Origin of the sequence: Streptomyces sp. NPDC020801 (genome assembly GCF_044334385.1) — a bacterium.
Lineage (GTDB): Bacteria > Actinomycetota > Actinomycetes > Streptomycetales > Streptomycetaceae > Streptomyces.
Genome location: NZ_JBIRST010000009.1, coordinates 76181 through 97615, shown reverse-complemented (window position 1 = coordinate 97615; position 21435 = coordinate 76181). Strand labels below are relative to the sequence as shown.

The 21435-nt window shown below is 73.0% G+C and carries 18 protein-coding genes; 13 read left to right on the top strand and 5 right to left on the bottom strand.

The window, feature by feature from the left end; all coding sequences use genetic code 11:
- The first annotated feature begins 30 nt into the window (after positions 1-30).
- From ACH4UM_RS20170 to ACH4UM_RS20155, 4 genes are all read left to right on the top strand, one after another.
- Positions 31-1632: a 4-coumarate--CoA ligase family protein gene (locus tag ACH4UM_RS20170; RefSeq protein ID WP_398180863.1), complete on the top strand. Its 1602-nt coding sequence runs from the start codon at positions 31-33 to the stop codon at positions 1630-1632.
- On the top strand, positions 1629-2363 hold the full coding sequence (locus ACH4UM_RS20165) for an enoyl-CoA hydratase family protein (RefSeq protein ID WP_398180860.1): 735 nt from the start codon (positions 1629-1631) through the stop codon (positions 2361-2363). The genes ACH4UM_RS20170 and ACH4UM_RS20165 overlap by 4 nt, the downstream gene beginning before the upstream one ends.
- Positions 2351-3052 (top strand): TetR/AcrR family transcriptional regulator, encoded by a 702-nt coding sequence (locus ACH4UM_RS20160; protein WP_398180857.1) that lies wholly within the window; start codon positions 2351-2353, stop codon positions 3050-3052. Before ACH4UM_RS20165 ends, ACH4UM_RS20160 begins: the two co-directional genes overlap by 13 nt.
- Positions 3053-3337: 285 nt before the next feature.
- The gene (locus ACH4UM_RS20155) at positions 3338-4366 is read left to right on the top strand and encodes an isopenicillin N synthase family dioxygenase (RefSeq protein ID WP_398180854.1); all 1029 of its coding nucleotides are present in this window, start codon (positions 3338-3340) and stop codon (positions 4364-4366) included.
- A 25-nt stretch (positions 4367-4391) separates the two neighbouring features.
- Here ACH4UM_RS20155 and ACH4UM_RS20150 read toward each other — a convergent pair whose 3' ends face one another.
- Positions 4392-5492, bottom strand: a complete 1101-nt coding sequence (locus ACH4UM_RS20150) for a citrate synthase 2 (RefSeq protein WP_398180851.1) — start codon at positions 5490-5492, stop codon at positions 4392-4394.
- A gap of 298 nt (positions 5493-5790) precedes the next feature.
- Here ACH4UM_RS20150 and pdxH point away from each other — a divergent pair, with 298 nt between their 5' ends.
- The 5 genes from pdxH to ACH4UM_RS20125 all read left to right on the top strand — a co-directional run bounded on the left by pdxH (position 5791) and on the right by ACH4UM_RS20125 (position 11782).
- The gene (pdxH, locus tag ACH4UM_RS20145; RefSeq protein ID WP_398180848.1) at positions 5791-6468 is read left to right on the top strand and encodes a pyridoxamine 5'-phosphate oxidase; all 678 of its coding nucleotides are present in this window, start codon (positions 5791-5793) and stop codon (positions 6466-6468) included.
- Between the two features lie 158 nt (positions 6469-6626).
- Positions 6627-7382 (top strand): SIS domain-containing protein, encoded by a 756-nt coding sequence (locus ACH4UM_RS20140; RefSeq protein ID WP_398180845.1) that lies wholly within the window; start codon positions 6627-6629, stop codon positions 7380-7382.
- 118 nt (positions 7383-7500) lie between these two features.
- On the top strand, positions 7501-9009 hold the full coding sequence (locus ACH4UM_RS20135) for a PAS domain-containing protein (RefSeq protein WP_398180842.1): 1509 nt from the start codon (positions 7501-7503) through the stop codon (positions 9007-9009).
- A 540-nt stretch (positions 9010-9549) separates the two neighbouring features.
- Complete coding sequence (locus ACH4UM_RS20130; protein ID WP_398180839.1) at positions 9550-10242, top strand: metal-dependent transcriptional regulator; 693 nt, start codon at positions 9550-9552, stop codon at positions 10240-10242.
- A gap of 541 nt (positions 10243-10783) precedes the next feature.
- A complete protein-coding gene (locus ACH4UM_RS20125; RefSeq protein ID WP_398181400.1) occupies positions 10784-11782 on the top strand; it encodes an alpha/beta fold hydrolase in 999 nt (332 codons plus the stop codon).
- 7 nt (positions 11783-11789) lie between these two features.
- Here the strand turns inward: ACH4UM_RS20125 and ACH4UM_RS20120 are convergent, their stop codons facing one another.
- Genes ACH4UM_RS20120 through ACH4UM_RS20110 form a run of 3 tightly spaced genes read right to left on the bottom strand, consistent with a single transcriptional unit; the run spans position 11790 to position 14913 of the window.
- Entirely contained in the window at positions 11790-13415 is a 1626-nt protein-coding gene (locus tag ACH4UM_RS20120) for a transporter (protein WP_398180836.1), read from the bottom strand.
- Positions 13412-14203: an ABC transporter ATP-binding protein gene (locus ACH4UM_RS20115; protein WP_398180833.1), complete on the bottom strand. Its 792-nt coding sequence runs from the start codon at positions 14201-14203 to the stop codon at positions 13412-13414. Before ACH4UM_RS20115 ends, ACH4UM_RS20120 begins: the two co-directional genes overlap by 4 nt.
- Positions 14204-14247: 44 nt before the next feature.
- Positions 14248-14913, bottom strand: coding sequence for a bifunctional DNA primase/polymerase (locus ACH4UM_RS20110; RefSeq protein ID WP_398180830.1), 666 nt, complete (start codon positions 14911-14913; stop codon positions 14248-14250).
- Between the two features lie 318 nt (positions 14914-15231).
- Between ACH4UM_RS20110 and ACH4UM_RS20105 the strand changes: the two genes are divergently transcribed.
- Positions 15232-16617, top strand: a complete 1386-nt coding sequence (locus ACH4UM_RS20105) for a transcriptional regulator (RefSeq protein ID WP_398180827.1) — start codon at positions 15232-15234, stop codon at positions 16615-16617.
- A 157-nt stretch (positions 16618-16774) separates the two neighbouring features.
- The gene (locus ACH4UM_RS20100) at positions 16775-18394 is read left to right on the top strand and encodes a hypothetical protein (RefSeq protein WP_398180824.1); all 1620 of its coding nucleotides are present in this window, start codon (positions 16775-16777) and stop codon (positions 18392-18394) included.
- An 81-nt stretch (positions 18395-18475) separates the two neighbouring features.
- On the opposite strand, the gene ACH4UM_RS20095 is transcribed toward ACH4UM_RS20100, so the two are convergent.
- Complete coding sequence (locus tag ACH4UM_RS20095) at positions 18476-19789, bottom strand: ABC transporter substrate-binding protein (RefSeq protein WP_398180823.1); 1314 nt, start codon at positions 19787-19789, stop codon at positions 18476-18478.
- A gap of 117 nt (positions 19790-19906) precedes the next feature.
- Between ACH4UM_RS20095 and ACH4UM_RS20090 the strand changes: the two genes are divergently transcribed.
- Together ACH4UM_RS20090 and purU are read left to right on the top strand one after the other, a co-directional pair.
- Positions 19907-20407: a hypothetical protein gene (locus tag ACH4UM_RS20090; RefSeq protein ID WP_398180821.1), complete on the top strand. Its 501-nt coding sequence runs from the start codon at positions 19907-19909 to the stop codon at positions 20405-20407.
- A gap of 77 nt (positions 20408-20484) precedes the next feature.
- Positions 20485-21366 carry a formyltetrahydrofolate deformylase gene (purU, locus tag ACH4UM_RS20085; RefSeq protein WP_398180819.1) on the top strand — a complete coding sequence of 294 codons (882 nt, stop codon included), beginning with the start codon at positions 20485-20487 and terminating at the stop codon, positions 21364-21366.
- Positions 21367-21435 lie beyond the last annotated feature (69 nt).

The window sequence follows — 21435 nt, the reverse complement described above, 5'->3', positions numbered from 1 at the left end:
GACCCGCCTGCCGGCGTGCGAGGAGGAACCGTGTTCCGCAGCGAGTACGCAGATGTTCCGGCCGTCGAACTGCCCATCCACGAGGCCGTACTGGGGCATGCCGCCGACTTCGGCGACACCCCCGCGCTGATCGACGGCACGGACGGCACCACCCTCACGTACGACCAGGTGGACCGGTTCCACCGGCGCCTCGCCGCCGCGCTCGCCGAGGCCGGTGTGCGCAAGGGCGACGTCCTCGCCCTGCACAGCCCGAACACCGTGGCCTTCCCCGTGGCCTTCTACGCCGCCACCCGCGCGGGTGCCTCGGTCACCACGGTGCACCCGCTCGCCACGCCCGAGGAGATCGCCAAGCAGCTGAAGGACTCGGCCGCCCGCTGGATGGTCACCGTCTCGCCGCTGCTCCAGGCGGCGCGCCGGGCCGCCGAACTGGCGGGCGGGGTGAAGGAGATCTTCGTCTGCGACAGCGCGCCCGGGCACCGCTCGCTGATCGACATGCTGGCCTCCGCCGCGCCCGAGCCGGCCGTCACCATCGACCCGGCCGAGGACGTCGCCGCCCTCCCGTACTCCTCGGGCACCACGGGCATCCCCAAGGGCGTGATGCTCACCCACCGGCAGATCGCCACCAACCTCGCCCAGCTGGAACCGGCGGTCACGGCCGGTCCCGGCGACCGCATCCTGGCGGTGCTGCCCTTCTTCCACATCTACGGCCTGACGGCCCTGATGAACGCGCCCCTGCGCCAGGGCGCCACCGTCGTCGTCCTGCCCCGCTTCGAGCTGGAGACCTTCCTCGCGGCCATCCAGGACCACCGCATCACCGGACTGTACGTGGCCCCGCCGATCGTCCTCGCCCTCGCCAAGCACCCGGCCGTCGCGCAGTACGACCTCTCCTCCCTGAGGTACGTCATCAGCTCCGCCGCCCCCCTGGACGCCAAGCTGGCGGCCGCCTGCTCGCAGCGCCTCGGCCTGCCGCCCGTGGGCCAGGCGTACGGCATGACGGAGCTGTCGCCGGGCACGCACGTCGTACCCCCGGCCGCCACTTACGAGGCGCCCCCCGGCACCGTCGGCAGACTGATCGCCGGCACCGAGATGCGCATCGTCTCCCTCGCCGACCCCGACGAGGACCTCGGCACCGGCGAGGCCGGCCAGATCCTCATCCGCGGGCCCCAGGTCATGAAGGGCTACCTGGGCCGGCCCGAGGCCACCGCCGCGATGATCGACCCCGACGGCTGGCTGCACACCGGGGACGTCGGATACGTGGACGGTGACGGCTGGCTGTTCGTGGCCGACCGGGTCAAGGAACTCATCAAGTACAAGGGCTTCCAGGTCGCGCCCGCCGAACTGGAGGCCCTCCTGCTCACCCACCCCGGCATCGCCGACGCCGCCGTCATCGGCGTCTACAACGACGACGGCAACGAGGTCCCGCACGCCCATGTGGTGCGCCAGCCGTCCGCGGACGACCTCTCCGAAGGGGAGGTCATGATGTACGTCGCCGAGCGCGTCGCCCCCTACAAGCGCGTCCGGCAGGTCACCTTCCTCGACGCGGTGCCCCGTGCCGCCTCCGGGAAGATCCTCCGGCGGGAACTGCGGGATCTCAGGGAACGGCAGCAGCAGGAACCCAAGGAGCAGCAGTGACGTTGATCTCACGCACGCGCGCGCGTGCCGTCGAAACGCTCAGCCTCGACTCGCCGGGCAACCGCAACGCCCTGTCGGCGGCGCTCGTGGGCGAACTGGCCGGCGCGCTGGCCGACTGCGCCAAGGACGGCGACGTCCGAGCGGTCGTCCTCACCCACACCGGCAACACCTTCAGCGCGGGCGCCGACCTGCGCGACCCGCCCCGGCCGGACGCGCTGGTCGCCCTGCTGCGGCAGATCGTCGAACTGCCCAGGCCGGTCGTCGCCCGGGTCACCGGTCACGTCCGCGCGGGCGGCCTCGGGCTGCTCGCGGCCTGTGACATCGCGGCCGCCTCGCAACAGGCGAGCTTCGCGTTCACGGAGGTACGGATCGGGGTCGCCCCCGCCGTCATCTCGCTCCCCCTGCTGCCCCGCACCGACCCGCGCGCGCTGGCCCGCCACTACCTCACCGGAGAGCGCTTCGACGCGTCCGAGGCCGTGCGGACCGGCCTGCTCACGGCGGCCGGGGACGACGTGGACGCCGTACTGGAGCCCATGCTCGACGGACTGCGCCGCTCCTCCCCGCAGGGTCTGGCCGAGACGAAACGGCTGCTCACGGCTAGGGTGCTGGAAGCCTTCGACCGGGACGCGGCCGACCTGACCGCGCTCTCGGCCCGGCTGTTCGCCTCGCCGCAGGCGCGCGAGGGGATGACGGCATTCCTAGAACGACGGGATCCGCAATGGGCGGTGTGACCACACAGGACCGCGTGGACCGCATGGACGGCGGGAACGGCGGGAACGGCGGGAACGGCGGGAACGGCGGGAACGGCGGGAACGGCGGGGACGGCGGGGAACGCGGAGAGCGCGTCCCCAAGCAGGACCGCAGCCGGGCCACCCGGCAGCGGCTCCTGCAGGCCGCCGTGGCCTGCCTGGCCGAACACGGCTGGGCCGGCTCCACGGTCTCCGTGGTCGCCGAACGCGCCGGAGTGTCCCGCGGCGCCGCCCAGCACCACTTCCCCACCCGTGAGGACCTCTTCACGGCCGCCGTCGAGTACGTCGCCGAGGAGCGCTCCACCGCCCTGCGCGCCCTGTTCCCGCAGGGCGCGGCCGGCGACCGGCGGGCGGTGCTCCGCGCCCTCGTCGGCCTCTACACCGGCCCTCTCTTCCGCGCCGCCCTCCACCTGTGGGTGGCCGCCTCCGACGAGGACCAGCTGCGCGTCCGCGTCACCGAGCTCGAGGCCCGCGTCGGCCGCGAGTCCCACCGCATAGCCGTCGAGCTGCTGGGCGCCGACGAATCCCGCCCCGGGACGCGCGAGACGGTCCAGGGCTTCCTCGACATGGCCCGCGGCCTGGGCCTGGCCAACCTCCTCACCGACGACACCACCCGCCGCGAACGGGTCGTCGCCCAGTGGGCAGCCCTTCTGGAGGAGGCGCTGGGCTGAGCCCGCCGGCCCGCCGGCCCGCCGGCCTTCGAGCCCGGCACAAACGTGAACCGGGCCACACCCCCGTCCCGCGCCCCGCAGTACCCTGTGCGCATGCCTCCGATGCTCGTGCGACGCCGTCACGTGGACTACGTGCGCGTCACGAGCATGGGCTGTCGGCGTTCTGCCTGATCCAGCCCCACTCCGGCGACCTCGATCGCCACCTCTCCCGCCCACCCGGCACCCGTGCCGCGCGCCCACCCATGGCCGCCGCCCGGGCCCCCCGTACACCCTGCGGACGCACCCATGACGAACACGGCGACGAACCCGTCGTACCACCAGCTTCCGATCATCGACCTCTCCGCGGCCGACCGCGGCCCCCAGGCCCGGGCGCTGCTGCACGCACAGCTGCACAGCGCCGCCCACGACGTGGGCTTCTTCCAGCTCGTCGGGCACGGCGTCACCCGGGCCGAGACCGACGCGCTGCTGGAGGCCATGCACGCCTTCTTCCGGCTGCCCGAGGCCGACCGCCTCGCCCTGGACAACGTCAACTCGCCCCACTTCCGCGGCTACACCCGCACCGGCGACGAGCGCACCGGCGGCGCCCGCGACTGGCGCGACCAGCTCGACATGGGCGCCGAGCGGCCCGCCCGCGTCCCCGGACCGGGCGAGCCCGCGTACTGGTGGCTGGAAGGCCCCAACCAGTGGCCCGCCGCCCTGCCCGGACTGCGCACCGCAGCGCTGCACTGGATCGACCGGCTCAGCGCCGTCGCCCGGAAGCTGCTGCACGAGCTGCTCACCGCCATCGGCGCGCCCGCCGGCTTCTACGACCCCGTCTTCGGCGCGCACGCCCACCCACAGCTCAAGCTCGTCCGCTACCCGGGCAGTGCCGCCGACGGCACCGGCCAGGGCGTCGGCGCCCACAAGGACTACGGCTTCCTGACCCTGCTGCTGCAGGACGAGGTCGGCGGGCTCCAGGTGCAGCGCGAGGGCGGGCTGTTCCACGACGTGCCGCCGATCCCGGGCGCGTTCGTGGTCAACCTGGGTGAGCTGCTGGAAGTGGCCACCGACGGCTACCTGCTGGCCACCAACCACCGGGTGGTCTCCCCGCCCGGTGCGACCGAGCGGTTCTCCGTGCCGTTCTTCTACAACCCGCGCCTGGACGCCCGCGTCGCCCCGCTGCCCTTCCCGCACGCCGCCACCGCCCCCGGCATCACCGACGACCCGGGCAACCCGCTGTTCGCCGAGTACGGCTACAACGAGCTCAAGGGCAAGCTGCGGGCCCACCCGCTGGTGGCCGAACGGCATCACGCGGAGCTGCTCAGCCCCGCGTGATGCCAGAGGTCCGCGCGCGGTGCGGTCAGTGTGCGATGTCCTCGTAGCCCGCGACCTCCCGCGGGCTGCGCGGGCCCGGCCCGATGTAGCGGGCGGAGGGCCGGACCAGGCGCCCGGTCCGCTTCTGCTCCAGGATGTGCGCCGACCAGCCCGCCGTACGCGCACAGGTGAACATCGACGTGAACATGTGCGCCGGCACCTCGGCGAAGTCCAGCATGATCGCCGCCCAGAACTCGACGTTCGTGGCCAGCACCCGGTCGGGGCGGCGGTTGTGCAGCTCCTCCAGGGCCGCCTTCTCCAGCGCCTCGGCCACCTCGAACCGGGGGGCGCCCAGTTCCTTGGCGGTCCGGCGCAGCACCCGCGCGCGCGGATCCTCGGCCCGGTACACCCGGTGCCCGAAGCCCATCAGCCGCTCGCCCCGGTCCAGCGCCTGCTTGACGTACCCCTCGGCGTCCCCGGTCCGCTCGATCTCCTCGATCATGCCGAGGACCCGGGAGGGGGCGCCGCCGTGCAGCGGGCCGGACATCGCGCCCACCGCGCCCGACAGGGCGGCCGCCACGTCGGCACCGGTGGAGGCGATGACCCGGGCGGTGAAGGTGGAGGCGTTCATGCCGTGCTCGGCGGCGGACGACCAGTAGGCGTCCACGGCGGCCACGTGCTTGGGGTCCGGCTCGCCCCGCCAGCGGATCATGAACCGCTCTGTGATGGAGTTCGCCTTGTCGATCTCCCGCTGCGGCACCATCGGCAGGCCCTGACCGCGTGCCGACTGGGCGACGTAGGACAGCGCCATGACGGCCGCCCGCGCAAGGTCCTCGCGGGCCTGCCCGGCGTCGATGTCCAGCAGCGGTTTCAGACCCCACACGGGCGCCAGCATCGCCAGCGCCGACTGCACGTCCACACGGATGTCGCCGGAGTGGACCGGGATCGGGAACGGCTCGGCCGGCGGCAGACCGGGATTGAAGGCACCGTCGACGAGCAGGCCCCAGACGTTGCCGAAGGAGACGTGACCGACGAGGTCCTCGATGTCGACGCCCCGGTACCTGAGGGCGCCGCCCTCCTTGTCCGGTTCGGCGATCTCCGTCTCGAACGCGACGACTCCCTCGAGCCCGGGTACGAAGTCGGACATCAGGCGGCTCCTCGTGGTCAGTGCGACAGATGGTGCGGTGGGGACGACGACCATGTGTCGGATGTCAGAAGTGGGCGTTCGGCGTTCGCCCGTACTGGATCCGCGGTCGCCGGCGACGACTCGCGGTCCGGGGCGGTCATCCCTGTGATGCCCCGTGCGGTCGGCGGTCACCCAACCTGGCGGCAGCAGCACGATATCCCCGAGTGCCACGTATGGGGAGAGTGCTCGGCACTCAGTGCCACTCCGTGACCAAGGACACCCTCCCGGCCGAAGGCCACCCATACGGCAAGATGACCGCGTGACCGACCGAGAAGCCGGAGAAACCGCACCCTTCGACCTCGCCTCCATGCGCAAGCACTACCGCGAGGAGGGCCTTGCCGAGGCCGACCTCGCCGAGACCCCCGTGGCCCAGTTCGCCCGCTGGTTCCAGCAGGCCGCGACCGAGGCCAGGCTGTTCGAACCCAACGCCATGGTCGTCTCCACCGCCGACGCCGAGGGACGGCCCAGCTCCCGCACGGTCCTGCTCAAGGGGTTCGACGAACAGGGGTTCGTCTTCTACACCAACTACGACTCCCGCAAGGGCCGCGACCTCGCCGAGAACCCGTACGTCTCCCTGCTCTTCCCCTGGCACCCGATGGCCCGCCAGGTCATCGTCCAGGGCGTGGCCCGCCGCACCGGACGCGACGAGACCGCCGCCTACTTCCGCACCCGCCCGCACGGCTCCCAGCTCGGTGCCTGGGCCAGCGCCCAGTCCGCGGTCATCGACGACCGCGCGGAGGTCGACGCCGTCTACGCCGAACTCGTCGCCCGCTACCCCGAGGGCGAGCAGGTGCCGGTCCCGCCGCACTGGGGCGGCTTCCGGGTCGCCCCGCGGTCCGTGGAGTTCTGGCAGGGCCGCGAGAACCGCCTGCACGACCGCCTGCGCTACAGCGTCGAACCGGACGGCAGCTGGCGCGTGGAGCGGCTGAGCCCCTGACGGCCGCCGCGGCGGGAACGCCGCGCCCCGGAGCCATGCGCGACCGCGCACCGACGCCGTGTTGACGTCGTATTGACACGGCACTGGTCCAGACCTCACCGTGATCCGCGGCACACGGACACACGGACACGCAGAGATCCCGAAGGGACGGACCTCGTATGAGCGACCGCACGTTGGCCGGCCAGTTCTTCGACGCCGCCATCGGCCTGCTCCAGCGGGTCCGCGACGAGGAGGCCGAGCCGATCGCGGCCGCCGGCACGCTGCTCGCCGACACCGTCGCCGCCGGCGGCCGGCTGTTCGCCTTCGGCGCCGGCCACTCCTCACTCGCCGCCCAGGACGTCGTCTACCGCGCCGGCGGCCTCGCCCTGATGAACCTGCTCGCCGTTCCCGGCACCGTCGGTGTCGACGTCATGCCCGCCACCCTCGGCTCCGCCCTGGAACGCGTCGACGGGCTCGCCGCCGCCGTCCTGGACAGCTCACCCATCCGCGCCGGCGACGCCCTCGTGATCATCTCGCTGTCCGGCCGCAACGCCCTGCCCGTCGAGATGGCCATGAACGCCCGCGCCCTCGGCGTACGGGTCATCGGCGTCACCTCGGTCGCCTACGCCACCGAGACCAGGTCCCGGCACGTCTCCGGGACGTACCTCAAGGACCACTGCGACCTCGTCCTCGACTCCAAGATCGCCGTCGGCGACGCCGAACTCACCCTCGACACCGTCCCGGCCCCCTTCGCCCCCGCCTCCACCGTCGTCACCACCGCCCTCCTCCAGGCGGTCATGGCCACCGCCGCCGGCGTCCTGGCCGACCGCGGCATCGAGCCCCCGCTGCTGCGCTCCGGCAACGTCGACGGCGGCCACGAGTGGAACGGCCGCGTCTTCGAGGAGTACGCGGACCGGATCTTCTACCGGCGCTGACGCCGGCCGCCCATCCGCCTCCCGCGCCCCGCCCCTGCTCCCGGCCGTGTACAACAATTCCCTCAATCTTGCGGGAACCCGATGTGTGCTGCGTCACGTTCCAGTTGAATGAAGGCCAGTGAGCGAACCGACGCGCCGTACGTGCGGACGCAGCCTGCAGGGGGTCCAGGTGAGTGCTTCCCGGCGTAGTGGGACCACCGACGAGCTGGGGCCGGACGAGCCCGAGCCGGAGCGGGACGGTCCACAGGACACGGACGGCCCGAACGGGCCGGAGGGCCCCGAGGGCCCGGACGGCTCCGACCTGCTCGCCGCCCTGCTCGACGGCATGGACGCGGCCCTGTGCGCCTTCGACGCCCATGGGGTCGTCACCCACTGGAACCGGGAGGCCGAACGCATCCTCGGCTGGACCGCGTCCGAGGCGGTCGGCCGCCACGGCTTCGCCGGCTGGGCCGTGCGCAGCGCCGACGCCGAGGAGGTCGAGGGGCGGCTGATGTCCGCCATGCACGCGCCCGGACGGCAGGTGCACGAGTTCGCGCTGCTCACCAAGGACGGCGGCCGTGTGCTCGTCCGCACCCAGTCGGCAGCCGTGCGCGGACCCGACGGCAAGGCCGCCGGCCTGTACTGCGCCTTCAGCGAGGTCCACGCACAGATCGACCTCGAACGGTCCATCGCACTCAGCGAAGCCCTCTTCGAGGACGCCTCCTGGGGTGTCGTCCTCGTCGACGCCGACCTGCGCGCCGCCGTGGTCAACGCCCACGCGGCCCGCGCGCTCGGCACCGGACGCACGGCCGCCCTCGGCCGCCCCCTCGGCGAACTGCTCTCCCAGGGCGTGGAGGAACTGGAGAGCGCACTCACCCACGTCCTCGCGGAGGGCGCGCCGCCCGCCCCAGCCGAGATCTGGGTGAGCGTGCGCACTCCCGAGGGCGAGAAGCGACGCTGCTGGCGCAGCGGCTTCGTACGCCTGGCCTCCCCCCTCGCCGAGGAACCCGTGCCCCTCGGCGTCGCATGGCTCTTCGTCGACGTCACCGAGGCCAGGCAGGGCGAGCAGGAGGCCTCACTGCTGCGCTTCCGCACCAACCAGCTGCACCGCGCCGCCCGTGCCGCAGCCGAGTGCGAGGACCCGGCCGAGGCCGCCACTGTCCACCTGGACTTCGCGCTCGCCGGCTTCGCCGACCACGCCCTGATCGACCGCGTGGCCGGCGGCCCCGCGCGGAACGACGACGAGACCACAGCACCGGTACGGCTCGTCCGCGTGGCCGCCACCCCTTCCGGCGGCCCCGGCCCCAGCCTGCTCACCGGCCAGGCCGGACTGCCCGTCCGCTACGGCGACGGTCACCCCGCCCTTCAGTGCATCGACCGGATCGGCTCCGTACGGGCCACCGTCGGCACCGTACCGCCCGAACAGGCACGCGAGTGGGCCCTGGCCCGCCAGTGGCCCGCGGACGCCGTCCACGCCCTGTGCGCGGTCCTGCGCAGCCGCGGCCGCACCCTCGGCGTCGTGACCTTCCTGCGGACCTCCGGCCGCAACCCCTTCGAACGCGCCGACGCGGCCCACGCCGAGGACGTGGCCGTACGCATCGCGACCGCCCTGGACCTGGCCGCCCTGCTGGAGGACGGCCACGGCTGAGACAGCACACGGCGGGCCTGCGGGCATACACCTCCGAACCCGCACCCGGCCTCGTCGAGCGCGGCCCCGATGTTGCGCCGGCACTGCGTCGTTCTGTCATGGGCGGAACGCCGGCGTCGCGAAAAAACGGTTGATCGAAGGCCGAGCGGTTCTTAGGGTGTGGCTCACACGAGAAGGGAGGTGGTTCGGCAGATGTATGAGAACCGGACGCGTGAGGTGGCTGCGGGCTAGCGGCCCGTCACCACATCCAGTGCGGTGCCGGACCAGCGCGTGACAGATGCGTGCAGCCGGCCCCAATCCCAAGCAGTCACCCGACCCGCGAGCTGCCGGTACGTCCGGCCGGCTTCTCCGCCGTCAGGCGGAGGGACCCAGCTCGCGGGTCGTCTGCGTGTACGGGGAGTGCGGCGCCGTAGAAGGACTCGGCCCGGCGTTTCGCCGGAGCGCTCCGGTTGTCAGTGGTATGCGTCAGAATTGAGTCCAGGGCCAGCGCACGCGCCAGGGAGCCGTCGAGCTTCCGGCAGAGGTAATCGAGGGGCATGTATGTCCGGACTGATCGACACCACGGAGATGTATCTCCGCACCATCCTCGAGCTGGAGGAGGAAGGCGTCGTCCCCATGCGCGCCCGGATCGCCGAGCGGCTCGACCAGAGCGGGCCGACGGTGAGCCAGACGGTCGCGCGGATGGAGCGCGACGGTCTGGTGGCGGTGGCTCCGGACCGGCACCTGGAGCTCACGGACGAGGGCCGACGGCTGGCCACGCGGGTGATGCGCAAGCACCGGCTCGCGGAGTGTCTGCTGGTCGACGTGATCGGCCTGGAGTGGGAGCAGGTGCACGCCGAGGCCTGCCGCTGGGAGCACGTGATGAGCGAGGCGGTGGAGCGCCGCGTGCTGGAGCTGCTGCGCCACCCGACGGAGTCGCCGTACGGCAATCCGATCCCGGGCCTGGAGGAGCTGGGCGAGAAGGACGGCGCGGACCCGTTCCTGGACGAGGGCATGGTGTCGCTGGCCGATCTGGATCCGGGTTCCGACGGCAAGACGGTCGTGGTGCGCCGTATCGGTGAGCCGATCCAGACGGACGCGCAGCTGATGTACACGCTGCGCCGCGCGGGTGTGCAGCCCGGCTCGGTGGTGAGTGTGACGGAGTCGGCGGGCGGTGTGCTGGTCGGCAGTGGGGGAGAGGCGGCCGAGCTGGCGGCGGACGTGGCCTCCCATGTCTTCGTGGCCAAGCGCTGAGCCGGCCGGTGGCACTACTGACGTAGCGTCATCCTTTCGGGTGAGCTTTTCGGAATTTTGGTCAACTGCCGTGACTCCTGGGGTTGTTGTGGCGTCATCGCCGATTCCGGTGAATCCAGAATTCCGTGCGTCGAATCGCAGCGCGCGGACGTTTCGCGTGCGAGGCTGTCGCGAGAGGGATCTGGTCTGAAGGGGGCGGGCGGATGTGCCGCAGTCGTGTGGAGGGCCCCGGCGCCGTGTGGCGCCGGGGCCTGTCCTCCCCTGTGCTGACCCGGAGCCCCGAGCTCTCAGGGTCATCCCCCTCGGACCTCTTTTCCCCGAGTGGTCCGCCTCCCGTTGAAGATCTCCCCGTGGCGGCGGCGATCATTCCTGGCAGGGTGTCACTCGAACGAGGGGTGTTCGTGGCGCAGACGGCTTTTTCGAATAGGTATTCGATAATCTGGGTGTGACGGGCGGCGTGGGACCCGCGCTGCAGGAATGTGCACGACGGCAGGGACAACGCGGAACGCGGCTCGAGTGGAGCTGGGGGGTGCCAGGACCAATGGCGCGGCGCATCGACGTGACCGGAGCGGGTGGCGTACGGCTTGCCGCCTGGGAGTTCGGCGATCCTCCGAAGACCGATCCGGCGGGCTTCGGCACGAGCGACCCGGCGGGCGCGGCCGACCCGGCCGGCCGGCCGTTCGTACCGGCCCAGTCCGGCCCGCGCGGTCCCGACGGGCCCCGCGCACCGCATGCACCGCCCGGGCCCATGGCCGGCCCCGGGCCGGAGCGGACCAGCGGCGTGCTGTTATTGCACGGCCTGATGGGCCGCGCCTCGCACTGGGCGTCCACCGCCCGCTGGCTCTCCGAGCGGCACCGCGCCGTCGCCCTCGACCAGCGCGGCCACGGCCGGAGCGAGAAGCCCCCGCAGGCCGCCTACACCCGTGAGGCCTATGTGGAGGACGCCGAGGCCGCCCTCGATCAGCTCGGCCTCGCCCCGGCCGTCGTCATCGGTCACGCCATGGGCGCGCTGACCGCCTGGCAGCTCGCCGCCAGGCGCCCGGACCTGGTCCGCGGTGTGATCATCTGCGATATGCGGGCCTCCGCGCTCGGCGCGACCTCCCAGCGCGAGTGGGAGGACTGGTTCAAGGCGTGGCCCGTCCCCTTCGCCACCCTCGCCGACGTCCGCAAGTGGTTCGGCGAGGACGACCCCTGGGTGGAGCGTCCCAACCCGGTCCGCGGCGAGTTCTACGCCGAGGTCATGCACGAGGCCGCGGACGGGTGGCGCCCCGTCTTCGAACCGCAGCAGATGCTCACCTCCCGCGAGACGTGGGTGTACGACGCGCACTGGGAGGAGCTCGCCCAGGTCCGCTGCCCCGCCCTCGTCGTCCGCGGCCTCGACGGTGAGCTCGGCCGTGCCGAGGCCCAGGAGATGGTCCGTGTCCTGCCGCGCGGCCAGTACGCGGAGGTCGCCGACGCGGGCCACCTCGTCCACTACGACCAGCCGGAGGCCTGGCGCGCGGCCATCGAGCCGTTCCTGGACGCGGTGCTCACGAGCTGACGGTCCCTCAGCCCTTGCTCACCGCCGTCAGGATCTCCGGTAGGCGGGCCGCGGTGCGCGGGGCCGCCAGGCGCAGGCCCAGGACGGTGAGCGCGGCCCCGTGGACCACGCCGGCCGGCAGCAGCAGCCAGCTCCAGTCGTCGCCGGTCGCGCTCACGTTCGCCCAGATCACCAGGGCGATGACGGGGGAGCACAGCAGGGCCGCGGCGACCATGCCGCCGAAGATGGAGATCCAGGCGAGGCCGGCCTGGCCGGGGGCCACGTTCTTGTAGCCCTCCTGCGGGATGGAGTACGGGAAACGGGCGGAGGTCCAGGCGCCGGTCGCCAGCATCGCGCCGAGCAGGGCGAAGGACAGGCCGAGCACCTCGGGCAGCCGTGGCCAGTCGCCGAGCAGGGCCGTCGTCACCACGGTGACGAGGGTGGCGTACGGCAGGGTGATCACCAGCAGGGCCAGCGCCCGCCCGCGCAGCTCGACGTAGGCGTCGCGCGGGGAGGAGATGGCCAGCGCGACCATCCAGAAGGCGGAGGTGTCCTGCCCGAACTGGTTGTACATCTGGATGCCGAGCATTCCGGCGGCGAAGCAGGCGAAGTACGGCGATCCGGTGCCCTGCAGCGCGTTGAAGACCGGCACGATCAGGCCGATGGCGAGCGAGGTCACCCAGGCCGCCTTGGTCTTGGGGTCGCGCCAGACGTAGCGCAGGCTGCGTTCCATGACGGTGCCGGTCCGGCCGGCCGGCAGCAGCCGTGCCAGGCCGCCCGTGCGGGTCCGTTCGCGGGCGGCGCTGCCGGCGCCCTGGAGCGTCGAGGCGTCGGGGGCGGTCATCAGCCGGGTCAGGCTGCGCGCCCACACGCCCAGCAGGGCGGTCAGGGCGGCCGCGGTCAGCGCCAGTTGGGCGGCCGCGACGCCGTAGGAGCCGCTGCTCGCCGCGTCCACCGCGCCCACGGCGGACGCGGGCGGCACCCAGCGCAGCACGTCCGCGGCCGGGTCGAGCTGGGCCAGTCCCGCCGAGCCGAGGCGCTGCATGCCGAAGTTGACCAGCTGGGCGCCGATCGCGATCACCAGGCCGCTCAGCACGGCCAGGTCCCGGCCCTTGCGGCTGGTCAGCAGCCTGATGTTCGCGGCGGCCACGGCACGCGCAAGGGCCACGCACACCAGCAGCGCCAGGGCGACGGCGACGGCCGCGACGACGTACGCGGCCGTCCCGTGCGCCACCGAGATCACGCAACCCACCAGCAGCAGCACCGTGAACAGCGGTCCGATGCCGACCAGGGAGGCCGCCAGCAGCGCCCGTACCAGGGGCATCGGGCGCAGCGGCAGCATCACCAGGCGGGTCGGGTCGAGGGTCTCGTCGCCGCTGGGGAAGAACAGCGGCATCACGGCCCAGCCGAGGGCCAGCACGGCCACCCCGGGGAGGGCCACGGAGGCGGCGTGCGCGTGGCCGCGCAGGGCGATCAGGCCGAGCAGCTGCAGCGCGGCGAACAGCAGCACGACGACGGCCGACGCGATGTACGCGGCCCGCCGCCCGCCGGACTGCCTGAGCCCGTTGCGCAGCAGCGACAGTTTCAGGCGTACCACGACAGGGGTGATCGGGGCGGTCCCGGCGACGGACGTCGCTTCCGTACCGGCGCTCATCGTGTCCCGCCGCCCAGCCAGTCGAGGTCGGAACCGGCGTCCCGGCTCTGCGCGCCGACGAGTTCGAGGAACGCCTGCTGGAGGGTGGGCGCCGCGCCGCGCACCTCGGCGAGGGTGCCGTGGGCGCGGATGCGGCCCGCGGCCATGACGGCCACCCAGTCGCACAGGGACTCGACCAGCTCCATGACGTGCGAGGAGAACACCACGGTGGCGCCGGAGGCGGTGTAGCGCTCCAGGACGCCCCGGATGGTCTGCGCGGACACCGGGTCCACGCCCTCGAACGGCTCGTCGAGGAAGAGGACTTCGGGGTTGTGCAGCAGTGCGGCCGCGAGCCCGATCTTCTTGCGCATGCCGGTGGAGTAGTCGACGACGAGCTTGTGCTGGGCGCCGGCGAGGTCGAGCACGTCGAGCAGTTGCGTCGCCCGCCGGTCCACCTCGGCACCGGGCAGCCCGCGCAACCGCCCCGAGTACGCCAGCAGTTCGCGCCCCGAGAGCCGCTCGAAGAGCCGCAGACCCTCCGGCAGCACCCCGATCCGCGCCTTGACCGCCACCGGGTCCCGCCACACGTCGTGCCCGACGACCTCGACGGTCCCCTGGTCGGGCCGCAGCAGCCCGGTCACCATGGAGAGCGTGGTGGTCTTCCCGGCCCCGTTGGGTCCGACCAGCCCGATGAACTTGCCGGCCGGCAGGTCCAGATCGATCCCGGCGACGGCGACCTGCTGCCCGAACCGCTTCCAGAGCCCCTGTACGCGTACGGCGGCTGAACCCACCTCTGCTCCCTCGGTCATGCATGAACCCTACGGGGGAACAGCCGACCCGGAAGGGGCGCAGGTCACCTGTCCCTTCCGCACGCATAGGCCAACGGCGAGATCAACTCCTCCACATCCGGCAGCCAGCGGTTCACCGCGGTCGGCCGGCAGGCCCACTGCACGGCCCCCCGGGACCCGTACCGCGTGGGCGGCGCGGCCACGTACGTGCCCTCGCCGAGCGCGACCAGGTCGAGCGAGGCCGGCGACCATCCCAGCTTCCGTACCAGCTCGGGCACCTTCACGGTCGCCCCCGGCAGCACGAAGAACTGCATCCGCCGCTCCGGAGTCAGGGCCACCGGCCCGAGCGTCAGCTCCATCCGCTCCATCCGGGCCAGCGCGAGGAACCCGGCCGTCTCCGGGACGGAGATCGCGTCGAAGGTACGGCCGGTGGGCAGCAGGATCGACGCCGTGGGCTGCTTGTGCCACATCCGGCGGACCACGGTCGCGCTGCCGGTCGCCTGGGTCGCCCAGTCCTCGCGCGCCGGGTGTGCGCCGGGTGCGGCGCACGCGCGATCGCCGCAGGAGCAGCGCTGCACCCCGCCGACCGCTTCCAGCCAGGTGCCGGGGAACACGTCCCAGTGGCGCTCCTCGGCGTAGCGAACGGCTGTCTCGAGCAGCGAGTCCCCGCGCTGCTTGGGGATCTGACCGGCAATCTGTGCGGCTTCCGTGCCCGCGATCGTCTCTTCCACGCTCCACTCAACTCCCCCACCCACCTCGGGTTACGGGCGTAGCGCGCGCGGGGGAGGAGCATCGATTCCGCACCTGGGGCGCATGGATGCATGCGTGGGGGCGCGCGGGAGGATCGCCGGCGGACGGTGGGTAGTCCTGTGTGGGGGTGGATTTCACTGTTACCCCGGCAATCCTCGCATGCCTCGCATTTTCGGTATGTCCATGGGGCATTGATCTTCACGGCTGGTTCCTTTCGCCGGAAGGCGCGGGGGCCCGGCCGCGGAAGACACGTCAACTCGGTGCGTGGGCAGGCACCGCAGCCACAGGGGGTTTACGCCATGGCCGCAAGGCCTCTCGTCGCGCGGCAGCCGAACGAACGGCTGCAGGCGCTCATCCAGGAAGCGGGCTGCTCGAACGCCGGGCTGGCCCGCCGGGTCAACATGTGCGGTGCCGAGCACGGCCTCGACCTGAGGTACGACAAGACGTCCGTGGCGCGCTGGCTGCGCGGACAGCAGCCGCGTGGGCGGGCCCCGGCGATCATCGCCGAGGCGCTGGGCCGCAAGCTCGGCCGTACGGTCACGATCGACGAGATCGGCATGGCCAACGGCAAGAACCTCGCCTCGGGCGTGGGCCTGCAGTTCTCGCCGACGGTCCTGGGGGCCATCGAGCAGGTCTGCGAGCTGTGGCGCAGTGACGTGGGCCGCCGGGACTTCCTGACCGGCTCCTCCGTCGCCGCCTCGGCGCTGGTCGAGCCGAGCCGCGACTGGCTGATCTCCGCGCCGGACGGACAGGTCGCGCGCTCGGCCGGGCCGCGGGTGGGGCAGTCCGACGTGGCGGCCGTCCGGGCCATGACGCAGGCGCTGGTCGATCTGGACCACACCTACGGCAGCGGGCATGTGCGCCCGGTGGTCGTGCACTACCTCAACAGCGTCGTCTCGGGGCTGCTGGCCGGGTCCTACCGGGAGGCGGTGGGCCGTGATCTGTTCGCCGCGGTGGCCCGGCTGACCGAGCTCGCCGGGTACATGGCCGTGGACACCGGGCAACCGGGCCTCGCCCAGCGGTACTACATCCAGGCACTGCGTCTCGCCCAGGCGGCCGGGGACCGCGGCTACGGCGGCTATGTCCTGGCCGCCTCCATGAGTCACCTCGCCGCGCAGCTGGGAAACCCGCGTGAGATCGCGCAGTTGGCGCGGGCCGCGCAGGAGGGGGCGCGCGGGCGCGTGACCCCGCGCGCGGAGTCGATGTTCCACGCGGCGGAGGCGCGCGGGCACGCCCTCATGGGTGACGCGCGGGCGGCGCAGCTCGCGTCCGGGCGGGCGGTGAGCGCGCTGGAGGCCGCCGAGCCGGACTCCGGGGACGATCCGCCCTGGATCGCGCACTTCGACAAGGCCTACCTCGCCGACGAGTTGGCGCACTGCCACCGGGACCTGGGGCAGGCGGAGGCGGCGGCGCGGTGGGCGCAGGAGGCGCTCGCCGGGCATCCCGCCTCGCGCGCGCGGCGGCGGGCCATCGGCTATGTGCTGCTCGCCACCGCGCAGGTGCAGCAGCGGGAGGTCGAGCAGGCGTGCAACACCGGTCTGAAGGCGGTGGAGTTGCTGGAGCGGCTGCGTTCCAACCGGGGCGCGGAGTACCTGGACGACTTCCAGCAGCGCCTGGACCCCTACCGGGACGAGGCGGTGGTAAGGGAGTTCGGGGCACGCCTGGAGGTGCAGGTGGCGGCGTGAGAGCGGCCTCCTGAGCCAGGTACAGCGCCTTGCGCGCGGGTTTTGTTACTGCGGTCACAGCGACGGAGATCACGCCCCGTGCTGCGTGGCACCGGGCTCCGGGGACCCGGTAGCGTGAGCCGACGATTCCGAAGGTCCCCCAATCGTAGGAGTCCCGGTGACGCAGAGTGGACAGGGCGAGGAGCCCTCGGCGCGGTCCGCGCGCGAAGGCATCGTGCTGCCCTCCGACGGTGGTGAGCCCCTGCTCCCGGGCATGACGGGCGGGCCGGGCGGCCGTCCGCCCGCGCAGCCGGCCGGCCAGGTCCCGGCCTCGGCTCCGGCCGGTGGTCAGGCCTGGGGGCAGCCGTGGGGCCCCGGACAGCAGCAGACCCCGCCCGCGCAGCCCGGACAGCCCGGACAGCCCGGACAGCCTGGGCAGTCCGGGCAGGACTGGCAGGCGCCGCCCGCGCAGGCGTGGGGCTCCCCGGAGCCGTACCGGCAGGCGCCCCCGGCGCACTGGGACGCGCAGGGCGGCGGCCCGGGCGGTGCGGGCCCCCTGCCGCCGGAGGCAGCCCCGGGCCACGGCGGGCAGGGCGCTGCCCCGCAGCCGCCGTACCAGCAGCACAACCCGGCAGCGGCCCCGCAGCCGTCCGCCGGCGCCGCCCCGTACGGCGGCGCCCCGTACGGCGCTCCGTACGGCGACGAGGGCGCGACCCAGTACCTGCCGCCGGTCGCCGTCGTGGCCCCCTCGCCGGTGGACGAGGGGGCGACGCAGTACCTGCCGCCGGTGACGCCCGAGGCGCCCGGCGACCCGGCGACGCGGTTCCTGGGCCGCATACCGCAGGGCGGCGGCGTACCGCTGCCGCCCGCCCCGGCCGGTGGGGGTTCCGATGCCGAGGCCACCCAGTACATCGCGCCCGTGGACGCCCAGGCGGGCGGCGCCGCCCCGTACGGCGCCGGCGGTCGGCAGACGCCCGCCGAGTTCGACAGTCTCTTCCGCAGCGGCCCCGGCGGCGAGGCCCCGGCCGCGTCGACCCAGCAGCTGCCCCGCTTCGAGCAGCCCCGGTCCGCCGCTCAGGGCCACGCCCAGCCCGTGTACCCGTCCGGCCCGGGCGGCGGCTCGTTCGGTGGGCCCGACGGCGACGGCGACGGCGGGGGCCGCGGAGGCCGGCGGGTGCCGCTGATCGCGGCCGTGGGCGTCGGCATCGTGGTGCTCGGCGTCGGGGCCGGCGCCCTGCTCAGCGGTGGCGGCGGTGGCGACGGCCGGAGCAGCGACAAGAACACGAACGTCTCCGCCACCGCGCCCGCCACCGACGGCTCCGCCTCGGCGTCCGCCGATCCGGCCCGGCAGCAGGCGGCCGCGCTGGACAAGCTGCTGTCCGACAGCGGCGGCAGCCGCGCCTCCGTGATCAAGGCGGTGGCCGACGTCAAGAACTGCGACAACCTCGGCCAGGCGGCCTCCGATCTGCGCAGCGCGGCCGAGCAGCGCAAGGGCCTGGTGACCCGCCTGGGACAGCTGTCCGTCGACAAGCTGCCCAGCAACGCCGAGCTGACCACCGCGCTCACCAGCGCGTGGAAGGCCTCCGAGTCGGCCGACCGGCACTACGCGGCCTGGGCCGACCAGGTCGGCGGCGGCAAGAAGGGCTGCCGCAAGGGCCACGCCCGCACCACCGGCGAGACCCAGGCCGGCAACCGCGAGAGCGGTGTCGCCAGTGCCCAGAAGGTCAGGGCGGCCCAGCTGTGGAACGCGATCGCCCGGACCTACGGCCTCACCCAGCGCCAGCCGACCCAGCTCTGACCGGCCTGCTCCGGCCGGCCCGCGGCTGTGAGCGGGCCGCGGCCGTGACCGGCCCGCGGCCGGCGCGACCGGCCGCGGCGGTCAGTCGACGTCCGCGTCGTCCAGGGTCTTCATCACGTCGGTGAAGCCCTTCGTGGCGGACACCAGGCGTCCCTGTCTCACCACCTGGAGGGTCACGGCGGCGTTGACCAGGCGGGCGAAGCCCACGGAGGCCAGTACGTCGGACAGGCGCCAGCTCAGGGGCGGGGTCAGGCCGCCGGTGTCGACCCGGAGGCCGGCGTCGAGGGTGTGCCGTACCGAGTCGGCGCTGACCTCGCCGGAGCCGATCTTCTCGAGGACGGCCCGCAGCACCGTGTAGGCGATCCAGGTGGTCTGCACCCCGGCGTCCGCGGGGTCGACGCGGTTGTCGCCGAAGGCCTCCTCGTTGATCACCTTCTTCATCGCGTCCCAGCGCGGGTCGTCCGCCACCGGGTACCAGCCGGTGATGTACGAGCCCTCGTACGGCCCGGACTGCCCGCCGCCGGCGTCGATCACCGTCTGGTCGACGCTGCCGAGCACCGCGGCGGTGCGCACCGCCGGATAGTTCTCGCGGGCGCGGCGGAAGGAGTCCATGAAGATGTCCGTGCGCTCCCCGAGCGCGGGGATCACGCAGCCCTTCCTGCCCGGCGCGGCGGTCGCCCGCCCGAGCGCCTGGGCGGCCTGGCCGGAGTACTCGGTGGCGTCCTCGGCCGCCCGCTGGTCCTGGGCGGTGGGGTGCCCCCCGGCCTTGAGGCCGGCGTTGAGCAGGCCGGGCAGTTCGTCGCCCGCGATGGTGTCGGGCCGTACGAGGGTGACGGGACCGCACCCCGCGGCCGCCAGTTCCCTGCCGAGGCCGACCAGCAGCGCCGGCTGGCCGCCGTTGACGGGGTAGGACAGTGCCCGGGTGAACTCGGTGGTGGTCACCCCGTAGCCGCCGATGTACGGGATGCCCGCGCCCTCCAGCGGTGGGAAGTAGGAGTCGCTGTACTGGCTGTAGGAGCCGACGACGGCGACCACGTTCTCCTTGACGGCGAGCCGGGCGCACTTGGCCGCTTCCACGCTGTCGTTGCTCTCGTTGCAGGTCAGGACGTTGAGCTTGCGGCCGGCGATGCCCCCGTGGGTATTGATCCAGCGGGCGTAGGCCCGTGCCATGGCCGGCATCCCGGGCTTGTTGGTCGCCCTGGTGTTCTCCGGCGCCCAGGTCATCACCGTGACGGTGCCGCCCCCGGAGCCCCCCGTGGCACCGGGGATGACACCGCACCCGGCGGTGAGCGAGGCACAGGCCGCCAGCGCGCCCGCGGCCAGCAGGAGTCTTCTTCTGACGGGCCGGGTGGAGGTGGGGGGGAACGTGCTGCGCGTGCGTCGCCTGCCGGTCATGGACACGCACGATTCCGTCACATCGCTAACCTGCGAGTGACCCATGGTCAACGAAGAGTGACGTAAAGGTGAATTACGGGGGCCGGTGGGACCGCTGGGGCGGAGAACGTACGATCGATGACCGTGCAAGGTGTGGAGAACTCTTCCCGTCGCGGCCGTCGCTCCTCCACCATGGGCGGCATGCCACTCAACGACATGCCGTGGTGGCGCTGGCGCAGCAATGTGCGCTCCGCGCTGCACATGCTCTCCGACCCGGCGTTCCAGCGGGACGTCTGGCTGGCCGGCGTGGAGGGGTACGGCGACGTCACGGACGCCGTCTACCGCCTGGTCGAGGACACCTGGCTGGACAGCTGGTCCGCCGAGAAGTACGTCGGCACGATCTTCCGGGACTCGCAGGAGGCGGCGCTCGTGGACACCGCCGTCCTGCGGGTGCTGCGGATCATGCACCAGGTCGGGCCGGACGCGCCGGTGGCCGCGTACGTCGAGCACCACGCCTGGCCGGAGGCGGTGCGGGCAGCCCGGGACGCGCACGTGCGCCTCGCGGCGAGCGACGGCGACGACCCCGACGCGCCGCCGCGGAGCCTGGAGGTGCTGCGAATAATGACGCGTTCGGCCTGAGACGCCGGGCCGGGCGGGCCGTTCCGTCCTGCGGGACGCCTGCCCACGGCCCTGGGCCGTGTGGGACCCTGTCCTGCATGAACGAGCAGTCCACCGGAGTCGCGGCCAAGGCCGACCAGTACGTCCTCATCCTCTCCTGCCCGGACAGGCAGGGCATCGTGCACGCCGTGTCGAGCTACCTGTTCATGACCGGCTGCAACATCGAGGACAGCCAGCAGTTCGGCGACCACGACACGGGACTGTTCTTCATGCGCGTCCACTTCTCGGCCGAGGCGCCGGTGACCGTGGACAAGCTGCGGGCCAGCTTCGCGGCGATCGGTGACTCCTTCGGCATGGAATGGCAGATCCACCGGGCCGACGAGAAGATGCGGGTCGTGCTGTTGGTCAGCAAGTTCGGGCACTGCCTGAACGACCTGCTCTTCCGCGCCCGGATCGGGGCGCTGCCGGTGGAGATCGCGGCGGTGGTGTCCAACCACACCGAGTTCGCCGAGCTGGTGGGGTCGTACGACATTCCCTTCCACCACATCCCGGTGACCAGGGACACCAAGGCCGAGGCCGAGGCGCGGCTCCTGGAGATCGTGCGGGGGGAGAACGTCGAACTGGTCGTCCTCGCCCGCTACATGCAGGTCCTCTCGGACGACCTGTGCAAGCAGCTCAGCGGCCGGATCATCAACATCCACCACTCCTTCCTGCCGAGCTTCAAGGGCGCCAAGCCGTACCACCAGGCGCACGCCCGGGGCGTCAAGCTGATCGGCGCGACCGCCCACTACGTGACCGCCGACCTCGACGAGGGCCCGATCATCGAGCAGGAGGTCGAGCGGGTCGGCCACGACGCCACCCCGGACCAACTGGTCGCGGTCGGCCGGGACGTGGAGTGCCAGGCGCTGGCGCGCGCGGTGAAGTGGCACGCCGAGCGCCGGATCCTGCTCAACGGGCGGCGGACGGTGGTCTTCGCCTAGTGCGATCGGCAAGGTTCACCGGCTCGCGGCGCCCGGCACGGCACCTCGCCGCGTTGTCGCATCACCCGA

Bases quoted from the DNA above. Each gene is read 5' to 3' on its own strand.
- ACH4UM_RS20160 (WP_398180857.1), top strand. From the start codon at position 2,351: ATGGGCGGTGTGACCACACAGGACCGCGTGGACCGCATGGACGGCGGG.
- ACH4UM_RS20155 (WP_398180854.1), top strand. From the start codon at position 3,338: ATGACGAACACGGCGACGAACCCGTCGTACCACCAGCTTCCGATCATC.
- ACH4UM_RS20150 (WP_398180851.1), bottom strand. From the start codon at position 5,492: ATGTCCGACTTCGTACCCGGGCTCGAGGGAGTCGTCGCGTTCGAGACG.
- ACH4UM_RS20140 (WP_398180845.1), top strand. From the start codon at position 6,627: ATGAGCGACCGCACGTTGGCCGGCCAGTTCTTCGACGCCGCCATCGGC.
- ACH4UM_RS20130 (WP_398180839.1), top strand. From the start codon at position 9,550: ATGTCCGGACTGATCGACACCACGGAGATGTATCTCCGCACCATCCTC.
- ACH4UM_RS20125 (WP_398181400.1), top strand. From the start codon at position 10,784: ATGGCGCGGCGCATCGACGTGACCGGAGCGGGTGGCGTACGGCTTGCC.
- ACH4UM_RS20120 (WP_398180836.1), bottom strand. From the start codon at position 13,415: ATGAGCGCCGGTACGGAAGCGACGTCCGTCGCCGGGACCGCCCCGATC.
- ACH4UM_RS20115 (WP_398180833.1), bottom strand. From the start codon at position 14,203: ATGACCGAGGGAGCAGAGGTGGGTTCAGCCGCCGTACGCGTACAGGGG.
- ACH4UM_RS20105 (WP_398180827.1), top strand. From the start codon at position 15,232: ATGGCCGCAAGGCCTCTCGTCGCGCGGCAGCCGAACGAACGGCTGCAG.
- ACH4UM_RS20095 (WP_398180823.1), bottom strand. From the start codon at position 19,789: ATGACCGGCAGGCGACGCACGCGCAGCACGTTCCCCCCCACCTCCACC.
- ACH4UM_RS20090 (WP_398180821.1), top strand. From the start codon at position 19,907: ATGACCGTGCAAGGTGTGGAGAACTCTTCCCGTCGCGGCCGTCGCTCC.
- purU (WP_398180819.1), top strand. From the start codon at position 20,485: ATGAACGAGCAGTCCACCGGAGTCGCGGCCAAGGCCGACCAGTACGTC.